This is a genomic window from Mameliella sp. LZ-28 (genome assembly GCF_012274245.1).
In the GTDB taxonomy this organism is placed as follows: Bacteria; Pseudomonadota; Alphaproteobacteria; order Rhodobacterales; family Rhodobacteraceae; genus Antarctobacter; species Antarctobacter albus.
Map to the genome: position 1 here is coordinate 21,603 of NZ_JAANYX010000022.1, position 23,179 is coordinate 44,781.

Below are 23,179 nucleotides of genomic sequence, written 5' to 3' on the forward strand. Positions count from 1 at the left end.
AACCCGTCGTGGCGGCGTTTGACTGAAAAGAGAGATCCGCATGGTATCCGCAGCAGAGCAAATGGCCGCCAACACCAGCTGGGCGGCGCTTGGCAAAGCAACCGACCTGCGCAATCGCATCTTCTTCACCCTCGCCCTTCTGATCGTCTACCGCCTTGGCACCTACATCCCCGTTCCGGGGATCGACGGCGCCGCGCTGCAAGAGTTCGTCGAGCAGGCAGGGCAGGGCGTTGCGGGCATGGTGTCGATGTTCACCGGCGGCGCGCTGGGACGCATGGGGATCTTTGCGCTGGGCATCATGCCCTACATTTCGGCCTCGATCATGGTGCAGCTCCTGACGGCGATGGTGCCGGCACTGGAGCAGCTCAAGAAAGAGGGCGAGCAGGGCCGCAAGAAGATCAACCAGTACACCCGTTACGGCACGGTGGCGCTGGCGGTGATCCAGTCCTATGGCCTTGCGGTCAGCCTGGAAGCCGGGGATCTGGTGACAGATCCGGGCTGGTTCTTCCGCGCGGCCTGCATGATCACTCTGGTCGGCGGCACCATGTTCCTGATGTGGCTGGGTGAGCAGATCACCGCGCGCGGCATCGGCAACGGCATCTCTCTGATCATCTTCGTCGGCATCATCGCCGAGGTGCCCGCCGCGCTGGCACAGTTCTTCAGCCAGGGGCAATCGGGCGCGATCAGCCCGGCGGTGATCGTGGGCGTGATCCTGATGGTGGTGGGCGTCATCACCTTCGTGGTCTTCATGGAACGCGCGTTGCGCAAGATCACGATCCAGTATCCGCGCCGCCAAGTCGGCATGAAGATGACCGAGGCGCAGCAATCGCACCTGCCGGTCAAGGTGAACCCGGCGGGCGTCATCCCGGCGATCTTCGCCAGCTCGCTACTGTTGCTGCCGGTGACGATCTCGACCTTCTCTGGCGGGTCGGACACCGGGCCGATCATGTCGACGATCCTTGCCTATTTTGGCCCCGGACAGCCGCTCTACCTCCTGTTCTTCGGCGCCATGATCGTCTTCTTCGCCTATTTCTACACGTTCAACGTTTCGTTCAAACCCGATGACGTTGCGGACAACCTCAAGAACCAGAACGGTTTCGTTCCGGGCATTCGCCCGGGCAAGAAAACCGCGGAATACCTGGAATACGTCGTGAACCGCGTGCTGGTCCTGGGCTCCATCTACCTGACGGCTGTTTGCCTTCTGCCCGAGATCCTGCGCACCCAATACGCCATCCCGTTCTACTTTGGCGGTACTTCGGTTCTGATCGTGGTCAGCGTGACCATGGACACCATTCAACAGGTCCAGAGCCATCTCTTGGCACATCAGTACGAAGGTCTTATTCAAAAGTCGCAGCTGCGCGGCAAGGGTAAGGGCCGCAAGAAACGGGGGGCACCAGCGCGTCGATGAACATAATTCTTTTGGGACCGCCGGGGGCGGGCAAGGGCACACAGGCACGTATTCTCGAAGAGAACCGTGGCATGGTCCAGCTGTCGACCGGCGACATGCTGCGCGAGGCCAAGGACAGCGGCACCGAGATGGGCAAGATCGTCGCTGACGTCATGGCCCGCGGTGACCTGGTCACGGACGAGATCGTGATCGGCCTGATCCGCGAAAAGCTGGAAACGGTCTCGGCCAACGGGTTCATCTTCGACGGCTTCCCGCGGACGCTGGCCCAGGCGGATGCACTGGGCAAACTGCTGGCCGATGAGGGTCAGACGCTGGACAAGGTGATCGAACTGCGCGTGGACGACGATGTCCTGGTGCAGCGCATCACGGCGCGGTCGACCTGCGGCAGCTGTGGTGAGGTCTACAACGATCTCACCAAGCCGATCCCCGAGGACGGCAAATGCGTGAAATGCGGTGGAACAGAGTTCAAGCGCCGCGCCGATGACAACGAGGACAGCCTGCGGACGCGGCTGATGGCCTACTACAAGCAGACCTCGCCGCTGATCGGCTATTACTACGCGCTGGGCAAGCACAGCAGCGTCGACGGGCTCGGCGAGATCGCCGATATCCAGTCGGCGATTGCCGGACAGCTCGACGCATGAGGATCGGACGGACGGCGGCAGCCCTGCTGATCGGCGGGCTGTCGGCCGTCGGCCCGGCCCTCGCCGAAGAGATCCTCGACAATCCGGGCTACTGCGATCTGCCCTACGAGGATCGCGAACTGGCGGATATCGTGACGCTGACGCCCACCGGGATCGAAAGCCACGGCGCGCGCTGTTCTTGGTCCGACGCGCGGTTTGTTTCGGGCCAGTCCCTGTCGGTCACGGCGACCTGTGACGACGGAGGCAGCCAGTGGCAGACTGGGCTCTGGATCAGCGAGACAAAGGGCGGCTACGTTCGGGTCGTGCCCGACGGAATCTTCCCTTTGCCAGAGATCTATTTCCCCTGTTCGCAATGGTCGCGAAAATAGCCTTGACAGGGGGTTGACCTTCTGGGCCCTGCCCAATAGGTAGCCCCATCCCGCAAGGGAGCCATTGCCCGAATCGTGGATCCAGGATTCGGGAAGATCACCTGAGTTATGACAGACGCCCGGCAGCCGCATGGCCCGGGCTTCCGTTGTGAAAAAAGGGCCTGGAGCTACGGGCTCGCAACGAAAGGAACAGAGACTTGGCACGTATTGCCGGCGTCAACATCCCGACCCACAAGCGCGTCCCGATCGCGCTGACCTACATCCACGGCATTGGCCCCGCCACTGCCAAGGAAATCTGCGCGGCCACCAACATCGACGTGGCACGCCGCGTCAATGAGCTGAGCGACGCAGAAGTCCTGGCCGTCCGTGAATTCATCGACGCCAACCTGACCGTCGAAGGCGACCTGCGCCGCGAAGTTCAGATGAACGTCAAGCGCCTGATGGACCTCGGCTGCTACCGCGGCCTGCGCCATCGCCGCAACCTCCCCGTCCGCGGTCAGCGGACCCACACCAACGCACGCACGCGCAAGGGCCCCGCAAAGCCCATCGCAGGCAAGAAGAAGTAAGGGGAGAACGGACTCATGGCACGCGATACTCGCCGCGGTGGCGGCAAGAAGAAGGTCTCCAAGAACATTGCAGCCGGTGTGGCGCATGTTAACTCGTCCTTCAACAACACCAAGATCCTGATCTCGGACGTGCAGGGCAACGCGATCTCCTGGTCGTCGGCCGGCACGATGGGCTTCAAGGGTTCGCGCAAGTCGACCCCCTACGCCGCTCAGCTTGCTGCGGAAGATGCCGGCAAGAAGGCGCAGGAACACGGCGTGAAGACGCTGGAAGTCGAAGTGCAGGGCCCCGGTTCGGGCCGCGAATCCGCGCTGCGGGCGCTGGCTGCCGTCGGCTTCAACATCACGTCGATCCGCGACGTGACGCCGATCGCCCACAACGGTTGCCGCCCGCCGAAGCGCCGCCGCGTCTGATCCATCGGACAGTTTTTCGCGGGGCCGGGCCTTTTGCCCGGCCTCGCGCCGTCGTTTTGAAACCTCGGGCGTCGGTGCCTTCGGACATGGGGCGCTGGCAGGTATGGAGGGAACTGCATGATCCACAAGAACTGGGCTGAACTGATCAAGCCGACGCAGCTTGAGATCAAGCCGGGCGCCGATCCGTCGCGCATGGCCACCGTCGTTGCCGAACCGCTGGAGCGCGGCTTTGGTCTGACTCTGGGCAACGCACTGCGCCGGGTCCTGCTGTCGTCGCTTCAGGGCGCGGCCATCACCAGCGTGCAGATCGACAACGTGCTGCACGAATTCTCCAGCGTGGCCGGTGTGCGTGAAGACGTCACCGACATCATCCTGAACCTCAAGGGTGTGTCGCTGCGCATGGAAGTCGAAGGCCCCAAGCGCCTGTCCGTGACCGGCAAGGGCCCGGGCGTCGTGACCGCTGGCGATATCGCCGAAAGCGCGGGCATCGAGGTGCTGAACCGCGAGCATGTGATCTGCCACGTCGACGAAGGCGCCGAAGTGTACATGGAATTCACCGTGAACACCGGCAAGGGCTACGTCAGCGCGGACAAGAACAAGCCCGAGGATGCGCCGATCGGTCTGATCCCGATCGACGCGATCTATTCGCCGGTCAAGAAGGTCGCCTATGACGTGCAGCCCACCCGTGAGGGCCAGGTGCTGGACTACGACAAGCTGACCATGAAGATCGAAACCGACGGCTCGATCACGCCCGAGGACGCCGTGGCCTTTGCCGCGCGCATCCTGCAGGACCAGCTGTCGATCTTCGTCAACTTCGAGGAACCGGAGTCGGCGGGCCGCCAAGACGAGGACGACGGGCTGGAATTCAACCCGCTGCTTCTCAAGAAGGTGGACGAGCTGGAACTGTCTGTCCGTTCGGCAAATTGCCTGAAGAACGACAACATCGTCTATATCGGCGACCTGATCCAGAAAACCGAAGCCGAGATGCTGCGCACCCCGAACTTTGGCCGCAAGTCCTTGAACGAAATCAAGGAAGTGCTGTCGGGCATGGGGCTGCACCTGGGCATGGACGTCGAGGACTGGCCGCCGGACAACATCGAGGACCTGGCCAAGAAGCTGGAAGACTCGTTCTGAACCAATCGTAGGATGGGTGATATCACCCATCCTACCGGGCATCCGCCCCAAGGAGAGCCGGTGACACGCATCGCCGGCCGGACAAAGCAAAACCGCCCGTAGAGGGCAAAAATCGGAGTAAAAACAATGCGTCACGCAAAAGGTTACCGCCGCCTGAACCGCACCCACGAGCACCGCAAGGCGCTGTGGGCGAACATGGCCGGCTCGCTCATCGAGCATGAGCAGATCAAGACCACCCTGCCCAAGGCCAAGGAACTCAAGCGCGTCATGGACAAGCTGATCACCCTGGGCAAACGTGGTGACCTGCACGCCCGCCGCCAGGCGCGCGCGCAGCTGAAGGAAGACAAGGACGTCGCCAAGCTATTCGAGATCCTGGGCCCGCGCTACGCCGAGCGTAACGGCGGCTATACCCGTGTTCTCAAAGCAGGTTTCCGCTACGGTGACATGGCCCCGATGGCCATCATCGAGCTGGTGGACCGCGACGTGGACGCCAAGGGCGCAGCCGACAAGGCGCGCGTGGCAATGGCCGAGGCCGACGAGGAGTAATCCTCTCTTCCACGGAATTCATGAAGGCCCTGCCGGTGACGGCGGGGCCTTTTTCATGCCGTGCTTTTTCATGCCGACCGGGCGTCCCGGAATTTTGTACAAAACGTACGAAACGTACGGCGATTCCAGCATTTTGTACAAACGGGCAAGATCCGGTTCACCCAGGTAAACCGCTTTCATTTTCCAAATCCGTGACGGTGCAGCTCCGGGGCCGATCACTTGGCCGCGGGCGGGTCCCGCATGTCGCGGGCCAGGGCCTGCAACTCGCTGCCGAAACCCTCGGTCAGCCTGTCGGCGGCGGCAAGCCGGACCTCTTCGGGTTTGTTCTGGCCCAGCTTGAAGGTGCTCTGGATTTCCGTGATCTCCAGCCGGAAGGGCAGGATCATCCGCTTGAACCGCGCCTTTGTCTCGGCGCTCATCTTGTCCATCGTCCAGGGCGCCTTGTCGGGCAGCCGGGTCTCGAAGGCGGCGCTCTGGGCGGCCAGCAGCGGCTCCAGTTCAGAGACCGGGCGCGGGTGCAGCGTGCCGATGAGGTGGACGGCGGTGTAGTTCCAGGTCGGCACCTGGTCGTCGATCCCGTACCAGTCGGGTGAGACGTAGCCGTCCGGCCCGCTTACGGCGAGCGTGACGGGCTGTGGCGTGGCGCAGGACCGCGCGATTGGGTTGGACCGGACAAGGTGCAGGTCGGCCTTTGTTCCGCTCTCAGACAGGAGGAAGGGGACATGCGCAAGCAGCGGCGCGCCCTCGGTCGAGAGTGTGAGCACCCCGAAGGAGCGGGCGCGCACAAGCGCCAATGCGGTGTCCCTGTCGGTCTGCCGGAAGGTCGGGTTGGGATGCATGGCTCAGGCCGTGAGTTGCTGGCCGTCAAAGCCGGTGATCCGCGCCTGCACGATCTGGCCGACGGGCTGCGGGGCGGCAAAACGCACCTCTGTGAATTGTTCGGTCCGGCCCATGTCCGGCGCCTCCATCAGCACCGCGTGGGTGCGGCCGGCCTGGGCGGCAAGATGCGCCTGCACCTGCGATTCTCCGGCGGCGCGCAGGCGGGCGGCGCGTTCCTTGATGGTGCTGCCGTTGATCTGCTGCGGGATCCGCGCGGCGGGGGTGCCGGGGCGGGCCGAGTAGGGGAAGACGTGCAGCCAGGTCAGGTCGCAGTCCGAGACCAGTTTCAGCGAGTTCTCGAAATGCGCCTCTGACTCGGTCGGGAAACCGGCGATGATGTCGGCACCAAAGGTCATCTCGGGGCGCAGGCGCCGCGCCTCTTCGCAGAAACGGATCGCATCGTCGCGCAGGTGACGGCGCTTCATGCGCTTCAGGATCAGGTCGTCGCCGTGCTGCAGGCTGAGGTGCAGGTGGGGCATCAGGCGCGGCTCGGAGGCGATGGCCAGCATCAGGTTGTCATCGGCCTCGATCGAATCGATCGAGGAGATGCGCAGGCGCGGCACGTCGGTCAGCCGCAGGATGCGCATGACCAGATCGCCCAGGCGCGGTTCCCCGGGCAGGTCGGCGCCCCAGGAGGTCAGGTCGACCCCGGTCAGCACCACCTCGTTATAGCCTTGGTCCACGAGGCGCCTGATCTGGTCCACGACCACACCGGCGGGGACCGAGCGCGAATTGCCCCGGCCATAGGGAATGATGCAGAAGGTGCAGCGGTGATCACAGCCGTTCTGCACCTGCACGTAGGCGCGGCTGCGCGTGCCGAAACCGTCGATCAGGTGGCCGGCGGTTTCGGTCACCGACATGATGTCGTTGACCTGCACCTTTTCCGTCTCGCCGATGAAATCGCCCGCGAGGCCCTTCCAGGTGTCGGGGGCCATCTTTTCGGTGTTGCCGATGACGGCGTCGACCTCGTCCATCGCGGCAAAACTCGCCGGGTCGATCTGGGCGGCGCAGCCGGTGACGATGACGCGGGCGTCCGGGTTTTCGCGGCGCAACCGGCGAATCTCTTGCCGGGCTTTGCGCACGGCCTCCTGCGTGACGGCGCAGGTGTTGACGACCACGGCGTTGCCCATGCCCGCCGCCTCGGCGAGATCCTTCATCGCCTCGGTTTCATAGGCGTTCAGGCGGCAGCCCAGGGTGGTGAACTTGGGCGCGCTCATGGGTTCGCGTCCAGCCAGTCTGCGGTGAACTGGCCGTCAAAGACATGCGCGGTGCCGCCGGTCATCCAGACGCCATCCTCGCGCCAGTCGACCTGCAGCGTGCCGCCGTCGAGGTCGATGCGGACGCTGCGGCCTGTCAGGCCGCGCCGTGCGGCGGCGACGGCGGTGGCGCAGGAGGACGAGCCGGAGGCCAGTGTCACGCCCACGCCGCGCTCCCAGACCCGCATCCGCAGGTGGTTTTCGCCCAGCAGGCTGGCCACCTGCACGTTGGTGCGCTGCGGGTACAGCGGGTGGTGTTCGTAGCGCGGGCCGAATTGTTCCAGCGGGATCGCCTCGGCATCCTCGACGAAGAAGGTGCAATGCGGGTTGCCCATGCCGGTGGCGGTCGGTCCGCCCTCGATGGGCAGTTCCAGCGTGTCCATTTCCTCGGCCAGCGGGATCTCGGCCCAGTCCAGTTGCGGCGGTCCCATGTTCACCGAGGTCAGCCCGTTGCCGGCATCGACGGCCTCGAGCGTGCCGCGATCGGTGGTCAGGCTCAGGCGGGTCTCTCCGGTCTGATCCATCAGGTGGCGGGCGATGCAGCGGGTGGCATTGCCGCAGGCCGCCGAGGTGGAGCCGTCGGAGTTGTAGAAGGTCAGGTGCGGCTGGTTGGCGTTCTGGGTGATGACGGCCAGCTGGTCAAAGCCCACGCCCCTGTGCCGGTCGGCGATGGCCGCGATTCGCGCAGGGGTCAGCGCCGCCTCGCGCTGCCGCGAGTCGATCACCACGAAGTCATTGCCAAGCCCGTGCATTTTCATGAAGGGCAGTGCGCGCGCGTCCTGTGTCATGGCGCGCGATATACGCCTGTCGCGGGGTGGTTTCCAGTGTCCCGGCGAGCGATGAGAAAAAGCCTGCAAGATTCCTGATTTTTTGGCTTGACCCCGACCGGGCATATTCATAGTTAGGCCGCCACAGTGGGCCGTTAGCTCAGTTGGTAGAGCAACTGACTTTTAATCAGTGGGTCGTAGGTTCGAATCCTACACGGCTCACCACTGAATCAAGGGCTTGGCCAGAGATGGCCAAGCCCTTGTTCGTTTCCGGGGCACACTGCGCAGCTTCTTCGTGACCTTTATTGCCCGGTCTTGCGGGTTTGCACATTTCCACGGCAGCGCGCCGCGCTTTTTCCTTGTGATCGGGCAAGCGCCGCGCGGTTCTTGACGCCGATCAAGGGGCTGTCTTGCCAGACGTGGGATGACGGGGCAGGGATCAGACCCGGGAACAGGAGCGCCGGACGGATGGCGGATCAGGAAGAGGTCGTGACCTTGCTGCAGCAGCCCGCGCTGTACGCCGGCGCCGCGGACGTGGACGTGGTCCGGACGCATGGGGCCTATGTCTTTCTCGGCGGGGACACGGCGCTCAAGATCAAGCGGGCGGTGCGCTACGACTACCTCGACTACTCGACGCCGGAGCTGCGCGCGGCGGCCCTGCGGCGCGAGCTGGAGCTGAACGCGCCCGCCGCACCGATGATCTATCGCGACATGGTGGCGGTGACGCGGGGGGCGGACGGTGCGCTGGCGCTGGATGGCGCGGGCGAGGTGGTGGAATGGGCGCTGCGGATGTGGCGGTTTGCGGACGAGGATCAGCTGGACCGGGTGGCAGGGCGCGGCGCGCTGGACCGCCCCCTGGCCGAGACGCTGGGCGAGAGCATCGCGCAGTATCACGCGGCGGCCCCGGCGCTGGCCGCGCCCGATGGTGCGCGGCGGATCGGGGATATCCTGGACGAACTGGGGCGCGAATTCGCGGGGATGGAGGACGCGTTGCCCGCCAAGGGTATCGCGCGTTTTCTGGACCGGGCCAGGGAGGCGCTGGCGCGACAGGCGGCCCTTCTGGACAGCCGGGCAGAGGCGGGCCACGTCCGACGCTGTCACGGTGACCTGCACCTGCGTAACATCGTCCTGATCGAGGGCCGGCCCGTGCCCTTCGACGCGCTGGAATTCAGCGAGGAGCTGGGCACCTGCGACGTGCTATACGACCTGGCCTTCCTGCTGATGGACCTGCGCCACCGGGGGCTGGCCTGGGCGGCGAACGCGGTGCTGAACCGTTACCTTTTCGCCGCCGCGACCGATGACCATTATCGCGGGCTGGCCGCCCTGCCGCTGTTCCAGGCGGTGCGCGCGGGCATCAGCGCGATGGTGGCGGTCCAGACGGCGCGGGCGCAGGGCGGCAACGCGCCCCTGTTGCGGGATGCCGGGCGCTATCTTGACGATGCCATTGCCGTGCTGGAGCCGGGGGCAACGAGGCTGGTGGCCCTTGGCGGGTTGTCCGGCACCGGCAAGACCACGGTGGCGCGCGGGCTGGCGCCGGACCTGGGGGCGCCACCGGGGGCGGTGCACCTGCGCAGCGACATGATCCGCAAGGCGCTGTGCGGGGTCGATCCCCTGACGCCGCTGGATGCCCGCGGCTATAGGCCGGAGGTCAGCGCGGCGGTCTATGACCGGATGGACGCGCTGGCGCGCGAGGTTCTGCAGGCGGGACAGACGGTGATCGCGGATGCGGTCTTTCTGAACCCGGACGAACGCGCCGCCATCGCGCAGGTCGCCCAAGACCTTGGCGCGGGCTTTGCCGGGCTGTGGCTGGAGGCAGAGGGGGCGGCGCTGGTCGCCCGCGTGTCAGACCGCCGGGGCGATGCCTCGGACGCGGATGCAGAGGTGGTGCGGGCCCAATTGGCGCGCGATACCGGACCCATCGGCTGGGCCCGTGTCGATGCCTCCGGCGCGGCGGACGAGGTGCTTTCCGCCTGCCGTGCCGCGCTTGGGGGGACTGGGCAGACGCCCGCCTGACGCGCGCTCAGGTCTGCAGGACGTAGCTGCCCGGCGCGGTCATCAGTGGCGGCAACCCGGCCTCTGCCCGGCCCAGCGGCGGCGGGGCGCCCCTTTCGCCGGTGCTCTTGGCCTCCAGCCAGTCGAACCAGACCGGCCACCAGGACCCATCCTGGGGATCGTGGCGGGTCAGCCAGGTGTCCGGGTCCATGTAGTTGCGGCCCGGTGGACGGTGGCCCTGGCGGAAATGGCGGTGGGGCTGTCCCGGCACGCTGAGCACGCCGCCATTGTGCCCGCCCGAGGTCAGGACAAAGGTCAGGTCGCCATCGGTGAACAGGGCCGTCTTGTAGACAGAGCGCCAGGGCGCGATGTGGTCCTTTTCCGTGCCCAGCACGAAGAAGGGGGCGGAAATGTCCTTGAGCGCGATCACCCGCCCCTCGACCGAGAACCGCCCGGCGGTCAGGCGGTTTTCGAGGAACAGCCCGCGCAGGTATTCCGAATGCATCCGGTAGGGCATCCGCGTGGCGTCCATGTTCCAGGCGGAGAGGTCGAACATCGGGTCCTCTTCGCCCAGCAGGTAGCGGCGCAACAGGCGGCTCCAGACGAGGTCGCGCGCGCGCAGGATCTGGAAGGCGCCGGCCATCTGCGGCGCGTCCAGATAGCCCTTGTCCCACATCATGTCCTCGAGAAAGGCGATCTGGCTTTCGTCGACGAAAAGCATCAGCTCGCCCGCGTCGGAGAAATCGGTCTGCCCGGCCAGCAGCGTGACCGAGGCCAGCCGGTCGTCGCCGTCGCGTGCCATTGCCGCCGCCGCGATGGCCAGGATGGTGCCGCCCAGGCAATAGCCGCAGGCATGGACCCGGGGCGCCCTGGTGATGACCTGCACCGCCTCCAGCGCCTCCATCACGCCGCGGCGGCGGTAGTCTTCCAGCGACAGTTCGCTCTGCTCGGCGGTGGGATTGCACCACGAGATCGCGAAGACGGTAAATCCCTGCGCGACCAGCTGCGCGACCAGCGATTTCGGCGGGCTGAGGTCGAGGATGTAGTATTTCATGATCCAGGCCGGGACGATCAGCAGCGGCTCGGCGTGGACGGTTTCGGTCTGCGGGGCGTACTGGATCAGTTCGAACAGGTCGTTGCGATAGACCACCTGACCGGGTGTGACGGCCAGGTCCTTGCCCACGTCGAACCCCTCGGGGCGCGGGGCGGGCTGTTGCGCGATCATCCGGGCGCTGTCTTCGGCGAGGTGCCTTGCGCCCTCGACGAAATTGCGGCCGCCGGTCTTCAGCGCGGCCTCGACCACCTCGGGGTTGGTCAGCGGAAAGTTCGAGGGCGAGACCATGTCGAGCCCCTGTCGCACCATGAAATTCACCCTGTCGGCGCTGATCTTGCGCATGCCGCGAATTTCGGCGGTGGCCTCTGTCCACCAGGCCTCTTGCGCCAGGAAGGCGGTCTTCATCGCGCGGAAGGGGGGCAGGGCCCAGCCCGGGTGATCGAAGCGATGATCGCCGGGCGCGGGCTGCGGTCCCTCTGACCGTCCGGCAAGGGCCAGCGCGGTTTCGCCCGCGATGCGGGAGGCTTGCTGGGTCAGCGCGGTCATCCGTCCGGGCGCCGCGGCCAGGTGGGACAGCCAGTCCATCCAGGCCGAGGCGGCGGAATGCGGCGAAAGGCCCCCGGTGGCCCGGGCGCGGGTGGCGCGCAATGCGCGGTCCAGCGTGTTGCTGTCGGTGTCGGTCATGGCTGGGTCCTGCGGTCGCTTGCCGGAAAGGTGAGTCGGGGGCACCCTAGGGGAGGTCCTGCAAAACCCCGATGACGTGGATCAAAGTTTCGGCGTGTCGCCGCGCGCGGCGGCTTGACGTGCGTCAAATCGTGCGGATCGCCCATGCCCTAGGTTGCCCGCGAACAGGACGCGCGTGATCCTGAAACCCTGAACAGACGGACGAGGTGCGGCATGATGGCGGACACTGGCGGGGCAGCCTATGGGCTGACCTCCACGCAGGCGGCGGACCGGCTGGCCGAGGTCGGGCCGAACCAGCTGGCGGAACGCAAACCGGTTTCGCGCTGGGTGATCCTGGCGCGTCAGTTCACCAGCCCGTTGATCGTGATGCTGATCGCCGCCGCCGGGATCGCCGCCGCGCTGGGCGAGACGGTGGACGCGGTGGCCATCGTGCTGGTCGTACTGCTGAACGGGGTGCTGGGCTTCGTGCAGGAATGGCGCACGGAAACCGCGCTGGCGGCGCTGCGGAACATGCTGGCGACAGAGGCGCGGGTGGTGCGCGACGGCGCCCAGGTGATGATCGACACGCGCCAGATCGTGCCGGGTGACCTGGTGATCCTGGACAGCGGCGACAAGGTGCCTGCCGACCTGGTGCTGACCTCCGGCATGCGGCTGAAGGTCGACGAGAGCGTGCTGACCGGGGAATCGGTGCCCGTGGACAAGCACCTGGGCGACGAGGACGTGCCCCTGTTCATGGGGTCGAACGTGGTGGCGGGCCGGGCCGAGGGCGTGGTGCGCGCCACCGGGCCGCGCACGGAATTCGGCCATATCGCGGAGTTGACCGCCTCGATCGACGTGGGCGAAACCCATTTGCAGGCGCAACTGGCGCGGCTGGCGCGGCTGCTGGGGGGCATGGCGCTGGGGCTGGCGGGGCTGGTTCTGGTGGCCGGGCTGCTGTCGGGGCGCGAGTTGCACGAGATGTTCCTGACCGCGATTGCCCTGGCCGTCGCGATGGTGCCCGAGGGGCTGCCGGCGGTGGTTACGATCACGCTGGCGCTGGGCGCCTCGGCGATGCTGCGGCGGCAGTCGCTGGTGCGGCGGTTGCAGGCGGTCGAGACGCTGGGCGCGGCGACGGTGATCTGCACCGACAAGACCGGAACGCTGACCGAAAACGCCATGACCGTGACGCGGATCTGGACGCCCGGGCGCAGCTACGAGGTCACGGGCACGGGCTATGACCCGGCGGGCCATATCGCGGCGGAGGGCGAGCGCCTGCGCGCGGCGGATGATCCCCGTCTGGCGGACCTGATCGACGTGGCCCTGTCCTGCAACCACGCCGAGCTGGGCCACCGCGACGGCGGCTGGCACATGGTCGGCGACCCGACCGAAGGGGCGCTGGTCACGCTGGGGTTCAAGGGTTGGTCCGATTTGCCGAACCCGGCGGACCGGCTGGCCGAGATCCCCTTTGACGCCGAGCGCAAGCGCATGAGCGTGGTGATGCGAAGGGGCACGGGGCTGGTGCAGATGGTCAAGGGCGCGCCGGAATCCGTTCTGGACGTCTGTACGCAGGTGCAGGGGGATGGGGGCGCTGTCGAGCCCCTGACCGCCGACCGCCGGGCCGGGATCGAGGCGGTCGCGGCAGAGATGGCCTCGGACGGGCGGCGGCTGTTGGGGCTGGCGATGCGCCCTGTCGAGGACCCGCTGGCGGGGGAAGAAGGTCTGATCTTCCTGGGACTGGTGGGCATGATCGACCCGCCGCGCGCCGAGGTGAAACAGGCGGTGTCCCTGTGTCGCCGTGCCGGTATCCGCGTGGTCATGATCACCGGGGATGCAGCCCCGACAGGCGCCGCCATCGCGCGCGAGATCGGGTTGCGGGTGGATCGCATGCTGACCGGCGAGGATCTTGACCACCTGTCCGAGGATGAGTTGCACGAGCTGTTGAAGGGCGACGTGCATTTCGCCCGGACGGCCCCGGCGCACAAGATGCGGCTGGTCGGGGCTTTGCAGCAAAGCGGCAACCTAGTTGCGATGACCGGGGACGGCGTCAACGACGCGCCCGCCCTGCGGCAGGCCGATATCGGCATCGCGATGGGCAAGCGCGGCACGGACGTGGCCAAGGATGCCAGCGACCTGGTGCTGCTGGACGACAATTTCGCCACCATCGTCGGCGCCGTCGAAGAGGGGCGCCGCCAATTTTCCAACATCCAGCGGTTCGTCCGCTACCTGCTGTCCTCGAACGCGGGCGAGGTGCTGGCCATCGTGGTCAACCTGTTCCTGGGCGGGCCACTGATCTTCCTGGCGACGCAGATTCTGTGGATGAACCTTGTCACCGACGGGGTGACGGCGGTGGCGCTGGGCATGGAAAAACCGGCGCCCGACCAGATGGACCAGCCGCCGGTGCCCGCGGATCATCCGATCCTCGATCTGCCGGGGCTGGCGATGATTGCCTGTTTCGGCCTCTATACCGGGGGCGTCAGCCTGTGGCTGTTCTACGGCCACCTGGGACAGGGAGAGGACCTGGCGCGGACGATGGCCTTCGCGGGGATCGTGGTCTTTGAAAAGGCCAGCGTCTTTGCCTTCCGATCGTTCCGCCTGCCGATGTCGGGGATCGGCTACCTGTCGAACCGGCCCCTGTTGCTGGCCTTTGCGGTGACGATGGCGATGCAGGTGGCGGCGATCTACTGGCCGCCGCTGCAACACCTGCTGCACACCGTGCCGCTGAGCTGGGAGCAGCTGGGCCTGCTGGGTGCGCTGGCGCTGCCGCTGCTGGTGGTGCCGGAAGCGGTGAAATACGCCCGCCGGTCGCGGGCGCGGGGGCTGACGGTGGCGGCGCGTTGACCTGAATCAACGAAGCCGGGCGCGTTTCTACTACCCTTCGGTCATTCCGAGGGGAGGGAGGACCCGATGGCTGACACGGACGACAGGCGCACCCTGATCTGGCTCGAGCATCTTCGGCGCGGGGACGTGGCGCTGGTGGGGGGCAAGAACGCCTCGCTGGGCGAGATGGTGCAATCGCTGGATGCCAGCCGCATCCGGGTGCCGCCGGGGTTTGCGACCACCTCCTCCGCCTATCGTGCCTTCATCGCGGCCAACGGGTTCGGCGCGGTGCTGCGAGAGGAACTGGCGGCGCTGGCCGAGGGGCGCAAGACATTGGCGCAGGCGGGCCGCGCGATCCGCGAGACGCTGGCAACGGGGGGTTTTCCGTCGCAGATCGAGGCCGAGATCCTTGGTGCCTACCGCGAGCTGGGGCGGCGCACGGGGCGGGAAAATCCCTCTGTCGCCGTACGCTCCTCGGCCACGGCCGAGGACCTGCCCGACGCCAGTTTCGCGGGCCAGCAGGAAACCTTTCTGAACGTCGAGGGCGAGCGCGCGCTGCTGATGGCCTGCCGCCGCTGCTATGCCTCTCTGTTCACCGACCGGGCGATCACCTACCGCGAGATCAACGGGTTCGATCACCTCGACGTGGCGCTGTCCATCGGTGTGCAGTTGATGGTGCGATCGGATATCGCCGGGTCGGGGGTTATGTTTTCCATCGACACCGAAAGCGGCTTTGACAGGACGGTGCTGATCAACGCGGCCTGGGGGCTGGGCGAGAACGTGGTGCAGGGCGCGGTCAGCCCGGATGAATACCAGGTCTACAAGCCCTTCCTGGCCCGGCCCGAACTGGTGCCGATCACGCACAAGGCGCTGGGCGCGAAAGAAATCAAGATGATCTACGGCACGGGAGACGGCGCGGCGACGCGCAACGTGCCGACCTCGAAGGCAGAGCGCGAGCGTTTCGTGCTGTCCGACGGCGAGATCCTGGAACTGGCCCGGGCGGCGGTCGAGATCGAGGCGCATTATGGCTGTCCGATGGACATGGAATGGGCGCGCGACGGGATCGACGGGCAGCTGTACATCGTGCAGGCGCGGCCCGAGACGGTGCAGTCGCGCCGGGGCGCGGGCGCGATGAAGACCTACAGCCTGGGCGCGCATGGCGAACGGCTGTTGAGCGGGCTCAGCGTCGGCGGGGCGGTGGCCTCCGGCGAGGTCATCATCATCGAGAGCGCGGCGGACATCGACCGTTTCGTCGACGGGGCGGTGCTGGTGACATCGACCACGGACCCGGACTGGGTGCCGGTGATGAAACGGGCCGCCGCCATCGTGACGGATCACGGCGGGCGCACCTCTCATGCGGCCATCGTCAGCCGGGAACTGGGCGTTCCGGCGGTGGTCGGCACCGGCAATGCGACCCATGTCCTGCACGATCAACAGCAGGTGACGGTCTCCTGCGCCGAGGGCGAGGAGGGGGTGATCTACGCCGGACGGGCCGAGGTGACGGTGGAGGAACTGGACCTGGCCCATGTCCCCGAGACCTGCACGCAGGTCATGCTGAACCTCGCCAACCCCTCGACCGCGGCGCGCTGGTGGCGGCTGCCGGCGGATGGGGTCGGACTGGCGCGGATGGAATTCGTGGTCTCGAACGAGGTCCGGGTGCATCCGCTGGCACTGACCCGCTACGAGCAGGTGGTGTCCGAGGACGACCGGGCGGCGATCGACGCGCTGACCAGGGGCCATGCGAACCGGACCGCCTATTTCGTCGAGACGCTGGCGCGGGGATTGGCGCGGATCGCGGCGGTCTGGCATCCGCGCCCGGTCATCGTACGGATGAGCGATTTCAAGACCAACGAATATGCCGACCTGCTGGGCGGGCGGGCCTTTGAACCGCAGGAAGAGAACCCGATGATCGGGTTCCGGGGCGCCTCTCGGTACTACTCGGAAGGGTATCGCGACGGGTTTGAGCTGGAATGCCGGGCGATCCGGCACCTGCGCGAGGGGATGGGCTTTGACAACGTGGTGGTCATGATCCCCTTTTGCCGCACGGTGGGCGAGGCGGACCGGGTGCTGGAGGTCATGGCGGCCCAGGGGCTGGAACGCGGCAAGGCGGGGCTGGAGGTCTACGTCATGTGTGAGATCCCGTCGAACGTGATCGAGGCCGAGCGGTTCGCCGAACGTTTCGACGGGTTTTCCATCGGGTCGAACGACCTGACGCAGCTGACGCTGGGTATCGACCGGGATTCCGAGGCGCTGGCCGAGCTGTTCTCGGAACGGGACCCGGCGGTCTTGTGGATGATCGAGACGGTGATTGCCAAGGCGCGCAAGGCGGGGCGCAAGATCGGGCTGTGCGGTCAGGCGCCCTCGAACGATCCGGGGTTTGCGCGGCTGCTGGTGCAGGCGGGGATCTCATCGATTTCCGTGACACCGGACAGCTTCCTGGCGGTGAAGCGGAACGTGGCGGAGGCGGAGGCGGGCTGAGCGGCTGGTGGGCGGCGCTTGCGGTGCGGTGTCCGCTTGCGGGGGCGACGGGTTTCAGGGGGAAAGGGGGACCTCCGTCCCCTGCTTGATCCGTCGCAGGACAAACATCGTGGCGGTGCCGGCGACGTTTTCATGTTCCAGCACGCGGCGCATCAGGATCGATTCCAGGTCTGCGATGTCGCGCACCACGAGGTGCAGGAGGTAATCCCATTCGCCGGAGATCGAGTAGACCTCGGTGATGGCCGGCTCCGCCTCCATCGCGCGCTGGAATTCGGCGCGGGCGGCGGCGTCCTGGGATTTCATGCGCACCTGCACGAAGGCATCCATGCCGCGCCCCACGGCGGCGGGGTCGACGTGGCGCACCGGCGGGCCGATCACGCCGCGATCCTCCAGCGCGCGCAGGCGGCGCCAGCAGGTCGCCGGAGAGCTGTTCACCGCCTGTGCGAGCTCCTGCATGCTGCCCGAAGCGTCCTTTTGCAGGACGGCCAGGATGCGACGGTCGAGATCCGAGAGTTGAGGCATTTCGTTCGATTTTTGGCATAAGAGTGAATGGTTCACTGCAAGATGTGACCCAACACTGAGAGATTGGAAGGTCTTTTTCAGCAGAACAGGTAAAAATCCCCCGATCCGCGACAGGGAGGATGCCATGACGGACCAGACGCCGATTCTGACCGATTACGCTTTGGAAGACCGTTATACCCGCACCGAGGGCCGGGTGTTCCTGACCGGGACGCAGGCGATTCTGCGGATCGCGCTGGACCAGGCGCGGCGCGACCGGGCGCGGGGGCTGGACACGCGGGGCTATATCTCGGGCTATCGCGGCTCTCCGGTGGGCGGGGTCGACCTTGAGGTGTCGGGCCATGCCAAGCTGGTCGAAGAGGCCGGGATCACCTTCCTGCCCGCGATCAACGAGGAACTGGGCGCGACCCAGATGATCGGCACGCAGCAGGTGGAGACCGACCCGGACAAGACCTGCGAGGGGGTCTTTGGCCTGTGGTACGGCAAGGGGCCGGGGGTGGACCGGGCGGCAGATGCGCTGAAACACGGCAATGCCTACGGATCTTCGCCGCATGGTGGCGTGCTGGTGGTGGCGGGGGATGACCACGGCTGTGTCTCTTCGTCGATGCCGCACCAGTCGGACGTGGCCTTCATGAATTTCTTCATGCCGACGCTGAACCCGGCCAACGTGGGTGAGTTCCTGCCATTTGGCGAATGGGGCTACGCGCTGTCGCGGTTCTCGGGCATGTGGGTCGGCTTCAAGGCGATTTCCGAGACGGTGGAATCCGGCATGTCGGTGGAATTGCCCGCCGACAGGGCGTTTGTCGCGCCGGACTACACGCCGCCCGAAACCGGGCTGCATTACCGCTGGCCCGACTTGCCGGGGATGCAGATCGAAGAGCGGATGGAGGCCAAGAAAAACGCCGTGCTGGCCTTTGCCCGCGCCAATCCCATCGACCGGGCGGAATGGGGGCACGAGGCCCGGTTCGGCATCGTGACCACCGGCAAGGCACACCTGGACACGCTGGAGGCGCTGCGCCTCCTGGGCATCGATGAGGGTGTCGCGCGCGAGCTGGGCATCGACCTTTACAAGGTGGGCATGGTCTGGCCGCTGGAGGATCGCGGCGCGCTGGGCTTTGCGCATGAAAAGCAGGAACTGCTGGTCATCGAGGAAAAGCGCGGGATCATCGAGAGCCAGCTCAAGGAATATTTCTACGATTTCCCCGGGCAAAAGCCCGAACGCATGGTCGGCAAGCGCGACGAGCACGGCGAACGTCTGATCCCCTGGACGCATGAACTGGGCGCCGTGATGCTGGCGCGGATCATCGCGAAACGACTGGACCTGAATCTTGGCACATCACTCACGGAACGTGCCGAGGCGTTGGTGCCGCCCCCGAACCTGATCGAGGTGCCGGGGGCGGCCCGCACGCCCTATTTCTGCTCGGGCTGTCCGCACAATACCTCGACCAAGGTGCCCGAGGGCAGCCAGGCTCTGGCGGGGATCGGCTGTCACTTCATGGCAAGCTGGATGGACCGCAACACGACCTCGCTGATCCAGATGGGGGGTGAGGGCGTCAACTGGGTCGCGCGGTCGAAGTTCAACGGCAACCGGCACGTCTTCCAGAATCTGGGCGAGGGGACGTACTATCACTCGGGCTCGCTGGCCGTGCGGCAGGCGATTGCGGCGGGGACCAACATCACCTTCAAGATCCTGTTCAACGATGCCGTGGCCATGACCGGCGGACAGGTGGTTGACGGGCCGATATCCGTGCAGGCGATTGCGCAGACGGTGCTGGCCGAGGGGGCGAAACGGGTGGTCGTCGTGTCCGATCATCCCGAGCAGTTTCGCAAGAGCGATTTCCCGGCGGGGGTCGAGATCGAGCACCGGCGTGAGATGGACCGCGTGCAGCGCGAATTGCGCGAGGTGCCCGGCACCACGGTGCTGATTTACCAGCAGACCTGCGCGACAGAGAAGCGCCGCCTGCGCAAACGCGGCAAGATGGAAGACCCCAAGCGGTTCGCCGTCATCAACCCGCTGGTCTGCGAGGGCTGCGGCGATTGCGGGGTGGAATCGAACTGCCTCAGCGTCGAGCCGCTGGAAACGGAATTTGGCCGCAAGCGGCAGATCAACCTGAACTCCTGCAACAAGGATTTCACCTGCCTCAACGGCTTCTGCCCCAGCTTCGTGACCGTCGAGGGGGCGACACTGAAGAAGGGGCGGGGCGTGTCCGAGGCGCAGTTGACCGAGATGGTGGCCGGGTTGCCGGCGCCGGTTATGCCGTCGCTGGACAAGCCCTGGGATATTCTTGTCACAGGTGTGGGCGGGACCGGCGTCGTGACCGTGGGCCAGTTGATCGCGATGGCGGCGAACCTCGAAGGGCGGGGCGCCAGTGTGCTGGACTTCATGGGGTTCGCGCAGAAATTCGGGCCGGTGCTCAGCTACCTGCGGATGTCTTCGCGCCCCGAAGAGGTGAACCAGGCGCGGATCGAGCCGTCCTCGGCGGACGCGCTGATCGGCTGTGACCTGGTGGTAAGCTCTTCGCCCAAGGCCTCGATGACCTACCGGGCGGGGCATACGCGGGCGGTGGTGAACACGGCCCTGATGCCGACCGGGGATTTCACGCGCAACCGCGATGCGGACCTGAAGGCGGGCGAGCGGCTGGCGCGGATTTCCGACGCCGTGGACGGGAAGGCGCTGCAATCGCTGGACGCCAATGCCCTGTCAGAGGCGCTGCTGGGCGACACGGTCTTTGCCAATGTCCTGATGCTGGGCGCGGCCTGGCAGGCGGGGCTGGTGCCCCTCACCGAGGCGGCGCTGATGCGGGCGATCGAGCTGAACGGGGTCAAGCCGGAGCTGAACAAGCAGGCCTTTGCCTGGGGCCGGGTTGCCGTGACCGATCACGAAGGCGTCGAGCGGATCGCCGGGATCGAGGCGAGGCCCGTACAGACGCTGGAGCAGATGATCGACCGCCGGGCGGATTTCTTGGCCGACTACCAGAGCCGGCGCTGGGCGCGGCGCTATCGTGACGACCTGCAAAAGGTGATCGAGGCCGAGACCCGTGTAGCGGGCGCGCCGGGCGCCCTGTCCGAGGCAGCGGCCAAGGGTCTGTTCAAGCTGATGTCCTACAAGGATGAATACGAGGTTGCGCGGCTGCATACGCAGACAGGTTTCCTGGACGGGTTGAAGGACCGTTTTGAAGGCGAGTTCACCGTGCGCCACCACCTTGCGCCGCCGATCCTGTCCTCGGGCACGGATGCGCGCGGGCGGCCTCTGAAACGCAGCTTTGGCCCCTGGGTGCAGGTGGCCTTTCGCCAGCTTGCGCGGATGAAGCGGCTGCGCGGTACGGTGTTCGACCCCTTTGGCCGAACTGCCGAGCGGCGCATGGAACGGGCGCTGATCGGGGAATACCGCGACTTGCTGGATCGGCTGGTCAACGGGCTGACGTCGGACAACCGCGACGAGGCGGCCCGGATCGCCGGGCTGGTCATGGAGATCCGCGGCTTTGGCCCGGTCAAGGAGGAGGCCGTCGGGAAAACCCGCAAGGCGATGAATGAGGCTATTACGCAGTATGCTGCCTAAAATCCTTTAACCGACCGCGCGTTTGGGTTATCTCCGGTGCAGGACGCCCGTGGCAGGGGCGAGGAGAGGAGCCTTGACCATGACTACCGACAGCCCCGTTACCGTCACCCGCGAAGGCGACCTGGCCTGGGTGACCATCGACAATCCGCCCGTCAACGCCACCAGCACGGCGGTGCGCAAGGGTCTGGCCGAGGCCGTGAACGCGGTACAGGGCGCGCGTGTCGCAATCCTGACCGGCGCGGGGCGGACCTTTGTCGCCGGCGGGGATATGTCGGAGTTCGACGCGCCGCCCGTGGAACCGCATCTGCCCGATGTTGTGCAGATGATCGAGGACAGTGAAACGCCCTTTGTCGCGGTCCTGCACGGCACGGTGCTGGGCGGCGGGTTCGAGATCGCGATGGCCTGCGCCTGGCGGCTTGCGCAGGCGGGAACCCGGTTCGGTCTGCCAGAGGTCAACGTGGGGCTGATCCCCGGCGCCGGCGGTACGCAGCGCACGCCACGCCTGATCGGGATGGAGGCCTCCATCGACATGGCGGCCTCGGGGCAGATGCTGGATGCCGCGACGCTCAAGGCGCTGGGCGGGCTTGATCTTGTGTTCGAAGGGGACTTGCAGGCGGCGGCGCGGGAGTATGTGGCGGCACTGCCGGAGCGGCCCTCCAAAGTGTCGGAACGGGTGACAGAGCCGCTGGCGGCCGACGCGCTGGAGGTCAAGCGCGAGGCGGTTTTGAAACGCGCGCGCGGGCAGATGTCGCCGCTGTTGAACATCGACGCGCTGCAATGGGCCTATCTGCCCTTCTCCGAAGGCCAGCCCAAGGAACGCGCCCTGCACCTTGAGTTGCGCCAGAGCGCCGAGAGCCGCGCCCTGCGGCATGCCTTTTTCGCCGAACGCGAGGTGGCCCGCCCCAAGGCGGCAGCGGGCGCCGCGCCGCGCGACTTGCAGCGCATCGCGGTTGTCGGCGGCGGGCTGATGGGCGCGGGCATCGCCACGGCGAGCCTGGGCGGGGGCCTTGAGGTTGTGCTGATCGAGCGTGACGCCGATGCGGCGGCAAGCGCCCGGGACCGCGTGGCCGGGTTGATCGACGGTGCCGTGAAACGCGGCAAGCTGAGCGAGGCCAAGGCGGCAGAGCAGAAGGCACGGTTCACCGCGACGGCGAACTACGCCGATGCGGCGGGTGTCGACCTGGCGGTCGAAGCGGTGTTCGAGGATCTCGAGGTCAAGCGTGCGGTGTTCCGGCAACTGGCCGAGGTGGTCTCGCCGGAGGCGATCCTTGGCACCAACACCTCCTACATCGACCCGCGCGAGATTTTCGAGGGCATCCCGAACCCCGCGCGCTGTATCGGGCTGCACTTCTTTTCGCCCGCGCATGTGATGAAACTGCTGGAGATCGTGGCGCTGCCCGAAACCTCGGCCGAGGTGCTGGCGACGGGGTTTGCCTTTGGCAAGCGGCTGCGCAAGGTCTCGGTCCTGGCGGGGATCTGCGACGGGTTCATCGGCAACCGGATGTTGGCGGAATACCGGCGCGCGGCGGAATACATGCTGGCCGATGGCGCGCTGCCGCAGGAAGTGGACGCCGCCGCGCGCGAGATAGGCTTTCCGATGGGACCGTTCGAGTTGCAGGATCTGACCGGCCTGCAGATCGCCTGGGCCAACCGCAAGCGGCAGGCGGCGACGCGCGACCCGGCGCAGCGTTACGTGACCATCGCCGACCAGCTGTGCGAGATGGACCGGCTGGGCCAGCGCAGCGGAAAGGGCTGGTACGACTACGTCGAAGGAGATCGCAAGCCACGTCCCTCGGCCAAGGTCGAGACGGTGATCCTGGACTATGCGCAGGCCCAGGGGATCACACGCCGTGGTTTTGACCGCGAAGAGATCGTGACGCGTATCCTGTCCGTGCTGGCCAACGAGGGCGCGCGCATCGTCGAAGAGGGCATCGCCGAGAGTGACGCTGCCGTCGACATGGTGCAGATCCACGGCTACGCCTTTCCGCGCTGGCGCGGCGGGCCGATGCAAACGGCGGCCGAACGTGGCTGGACCGAGGTCGGCGACACCATGCGGCGTCTGGCCGGGGAAAGCCCGGACAGCTGGGTGCTGAGCGCCCGCGCCACTGGCAGCTGACCGTC

The 23,179-nt window shown here is 66.5% G+C and carries 17 protein-coding genes and 1 tRNA gene; 13 read left to right on the forward strand and 5 right to left on the reverse strand.

The features are described 5' to 3' along the window. The first annotated feature begins 40 nt into the window (after nucleotides 1-40). From secY to rplQ, 7 genes are all read left to right on the forward strand, one after another. Complete coding sequence (secY, locus tag G9Q80_RS12705) at nucleotides 41-1,408, forward strand: preprotein translocase subunit SecY (protein ID WP_088714214.1); 1,368 nt, start codon at nucleotides 41-43, stop codon at nucleotides 1,406-1,408. Beyond that, nucleotides 1,405-2,049, forward strand: coding sequence for an adenylate kinase (locus G9Q80_RS12710; protein WP_043137346.1), 645 nt, complete (start codon nucleotides 1,405-1,407; stop codon nucleotides 2,047-2,049). Before secY ends, G9Q80_RS12710 begins: the two co-directional genes overlap by 4 nt. Next, the gene (locus G9Q80_RS12715; RefSeq protein ID WP_088671790.1) at nucleotides 2,046-2,417 is read left to right on the forward strand and encodes a hypothetical protein; all 372 of its coding nucleotides are present in this window, start codon (nucleotides 2,046-2,048) and stop codon (nucleotides 2,415-2,417) included. Before G9Q80_RS12710 ends, G9Q80_RS12715 begins: the two co-directional genes overlap by 4 nt. A gap of 197 nt (nucleotides 2,418-2,614) precedes the next feature. Then, nucleotides 2,615-2,983: a 30S ribosomal protein S13 gene (gene rpsM / locus G9Q80_RS12720; protein ID WP_043137341.1), complete on the forward strand. Its 369-nt coding sequence runs from the start codon at nucleotides 2,615-2,617 to the stop codon at nucleotides 2,981-2,983. A 15-nt stretch (nucleotides 2,984-2,998) separates the two neighbouring features. After that, on the forward strand, nucleotides 2,999-3,394 hold the full coding sequence (rpsK, locus tag G9Q80_RS12725; RefSeq protein ID WP_043137338.1) for a 30S ribosomal protein S11: 396 nt from the start codon (nucleotides 2,999-3,001) through the stop codon (nucleotides 3,392-3,394). 117 nt (nucleotides 3,395-3,511) lie between these two features. Then, the gene (locus tag G9Q80_RS12730) at nucleotides 3,512-4,528 is read left to right on the forward strand and encodes a DNA-directed RNA polymerase subunit alpha (protein WP_043137336.1); all 1,017 of its coding nucleotides are present in this window, start codon (nucleotides 3,512-3,514) and stop codon (nucleotides 4,526-4,528) included. 126 nt (nucleotides 4,529-4,654) lie between these two features. Then, complete coding sequence (rplQ, locus tag G9Q80_RS12735) at nucleotides 4,655-5,074, forward strand: 50S ribosomal protein L17 (RefSeq protein WP_069210859.1); 420 nt, start codon at nucleotides 4,655-4,657, stop codon at nucleotides 5,072-5,074. A 215-nt stretch (nucleotides 5,075-5,289) separates the two neighbouring features. Here the strand turns inward: rplQ and G9Q80_RS12740 are convergent, their stop codons facing one another. The 3 genes from G9Q80_RS12740 to dapF are packed head-to-tail and all read right to left on the reverse strand — an operon-like array spanning nucleotide 5,290 to nucleotide 7,997. Further along, complete coding sequence (locus G9Q80_RS12740; RefSeq protein WP_088714215.1) at nucleotides 5,290-5,913, reverse strand: FMN-binding negative transcriptional regulator; 624 nt, start codon at nucleotides 5,911-5,913, stop codon at nucleotides 5,290-5,292. Nucleotides 5,914-5,916: 3 nt separating this feature from the next. Continuing rightward, nucleotides 5,917-7,170 carry a tRNA (N(6)-L-threonylcarbamoyladenosine(37)-C(2))-methylthiotransferase MtaB gene (mtaB, locus tag G9Q80_RS12745; RefSeq protein ID WP_088714216.1) on the reverse strand — a complete coding sequence of 418 codons (1,254 nt, stop codon included), beginning with the start codon at nucleotides 7,168-7,170 and terminating at the stop codon, nucleotides 5,917-5,919. Beyond that, nucleotides 7,167-7,997: a diaminopimelate epimerase gene (gene dapF / locus G9Q80_RS12750; protein WP_043137325.1), complete on the reverse strand. Its 831-nt coding sequence runs from the start codon at nucleotides 7,995-7,997 to the stop codon at nucleotides 7,167-7,169. The genes mtaB and dapF overlap by 4 nt, the downstream gene beginning before the upstream one ends. A 128-nt stretch (nucleotides 7,998-8,125) precedes the next feature. On the opposite strand from dapF, the gene G9Q80_RS12755 reads away from it, so the two are divergent. Then, nucleotides 8,126-8,201, forward strand: a tRNA-Lys gene (locus tag G9Q80_RS12755). A gap of 243 nt (nucleotides 8,202-8,444) precedes the next feature. After that, nucleotides 8,445-9,989, forward strand: coding sequence for a bifunctional aminoglycoside phosphotransferase/ATP-binding protein (locus G9Q80_RS12760; RefSeq protein ID WP_088714217.1), 1,545 nt, complete (start codon nucleotides 8,445-8,447; stop codon nucleotides 9,987-9,989). Between the two features lie 7 nt (nucleotides 9,990-9,996). Here the strand turns inward: G9Q80_RS12760 and G9Q80_RS12765 are convergent, their stop codons facing one another. After that, nucleotides 9,997-11,706, reverse strand: coding sequence for a PHA/PHB synthase family protein (locus tag G9Q80_RS12765; RefSeq protein ID WP_088714218.1), 1,710 nt, complete (start codon nucleotides 11,704-11,706; stop codon nucleotides 9,997-9,999). Between the two features lie 213 nt (nucleotides 11,707-11,919). Here G9Q80_RS12765 and G9Q80_RS12770 point away from each other — a divergent pair, with 213 nt between their 5' ends. Both G9Q80_RS12770 and ppsA read left to right on the forward strand, forming a co-directional pair. Further along, nucleotides 11,920-14,523: a cation-translocating P-type ATPase gene (locus G9Q80_RS12770; RefSeq protein ID WP_088714219.1), complete on the forward strand. Its 2,604-nt coding sequence runs from the start codon at nucleotides 11,920-11,922 to the stop codon at nucleotides 14,521-14,523. 66 nt (nucleotides 14,524-14,589) lie between these two features. Continuing rightward, nucleotides 14,590-16,980, forward strand: a complete 2,391-nt coding sequence (gene ppsA / locus G9Q80_RS12775) for a phosphoenolpyruvate synthase (RefSeq protein ID WP_088714220.1) — start codon at nucleotides 14,590-14,592, stop codon at nucleotides 16,978-16,980. 54 nt (nucleotides 16,981-17,034) lie between these two features. Here ppsA and G9Q80_RS12780 read toward each other — a convergent pair whose 3' ends face one another. Beyond that, nucleotides 17,035-17,502, reverse strand: a complete 468-nt coding sequence (locus G9Q80_RS12780; protein WP_043137321.1) for an Lrp/AsnC family transcriptional regulator — start codon at nucleotides 17,500-17,502, stop codon at nucleotides 17,035-17,037. A 124-nt stretch (nucleotides 17,503-17,626) separates the two neighbouring features. On the opposite strand from G9Q80_RS12780, the gene G9Q80_RS12785 reads away from it, so the two are divergent. After that, on the forward strand, nucleotides 17,627-21,058 hold the full coding sequence (locus tag G9Q80_RS12785) for an indolepyruvate ferredoxin oxidoreductase family protein (RefSeq protein WP_088714221.1): 3,432 nt from the start codon (nucleotides 17,627-17,629) through the stop codon (nucleotides 21,056-21,058). A 79-nt stretch (nucleotides 21,059-21,137) separates the two neighbouring features. Beyond that, nucleotides 21,138-23,174, forward strand: coding sequence for an FAD-dependent oxidoreductase (locus G9Q80_RS12790; protein WP_088714222.1), 2,037 nt, complete (start codon nucleotides 21,138-21,140; stop codon nucleotides 23,172-23,174). The last annotated feature ends 5 nt before the right edge of the window (nucleotides 23,175-23,179 follow it).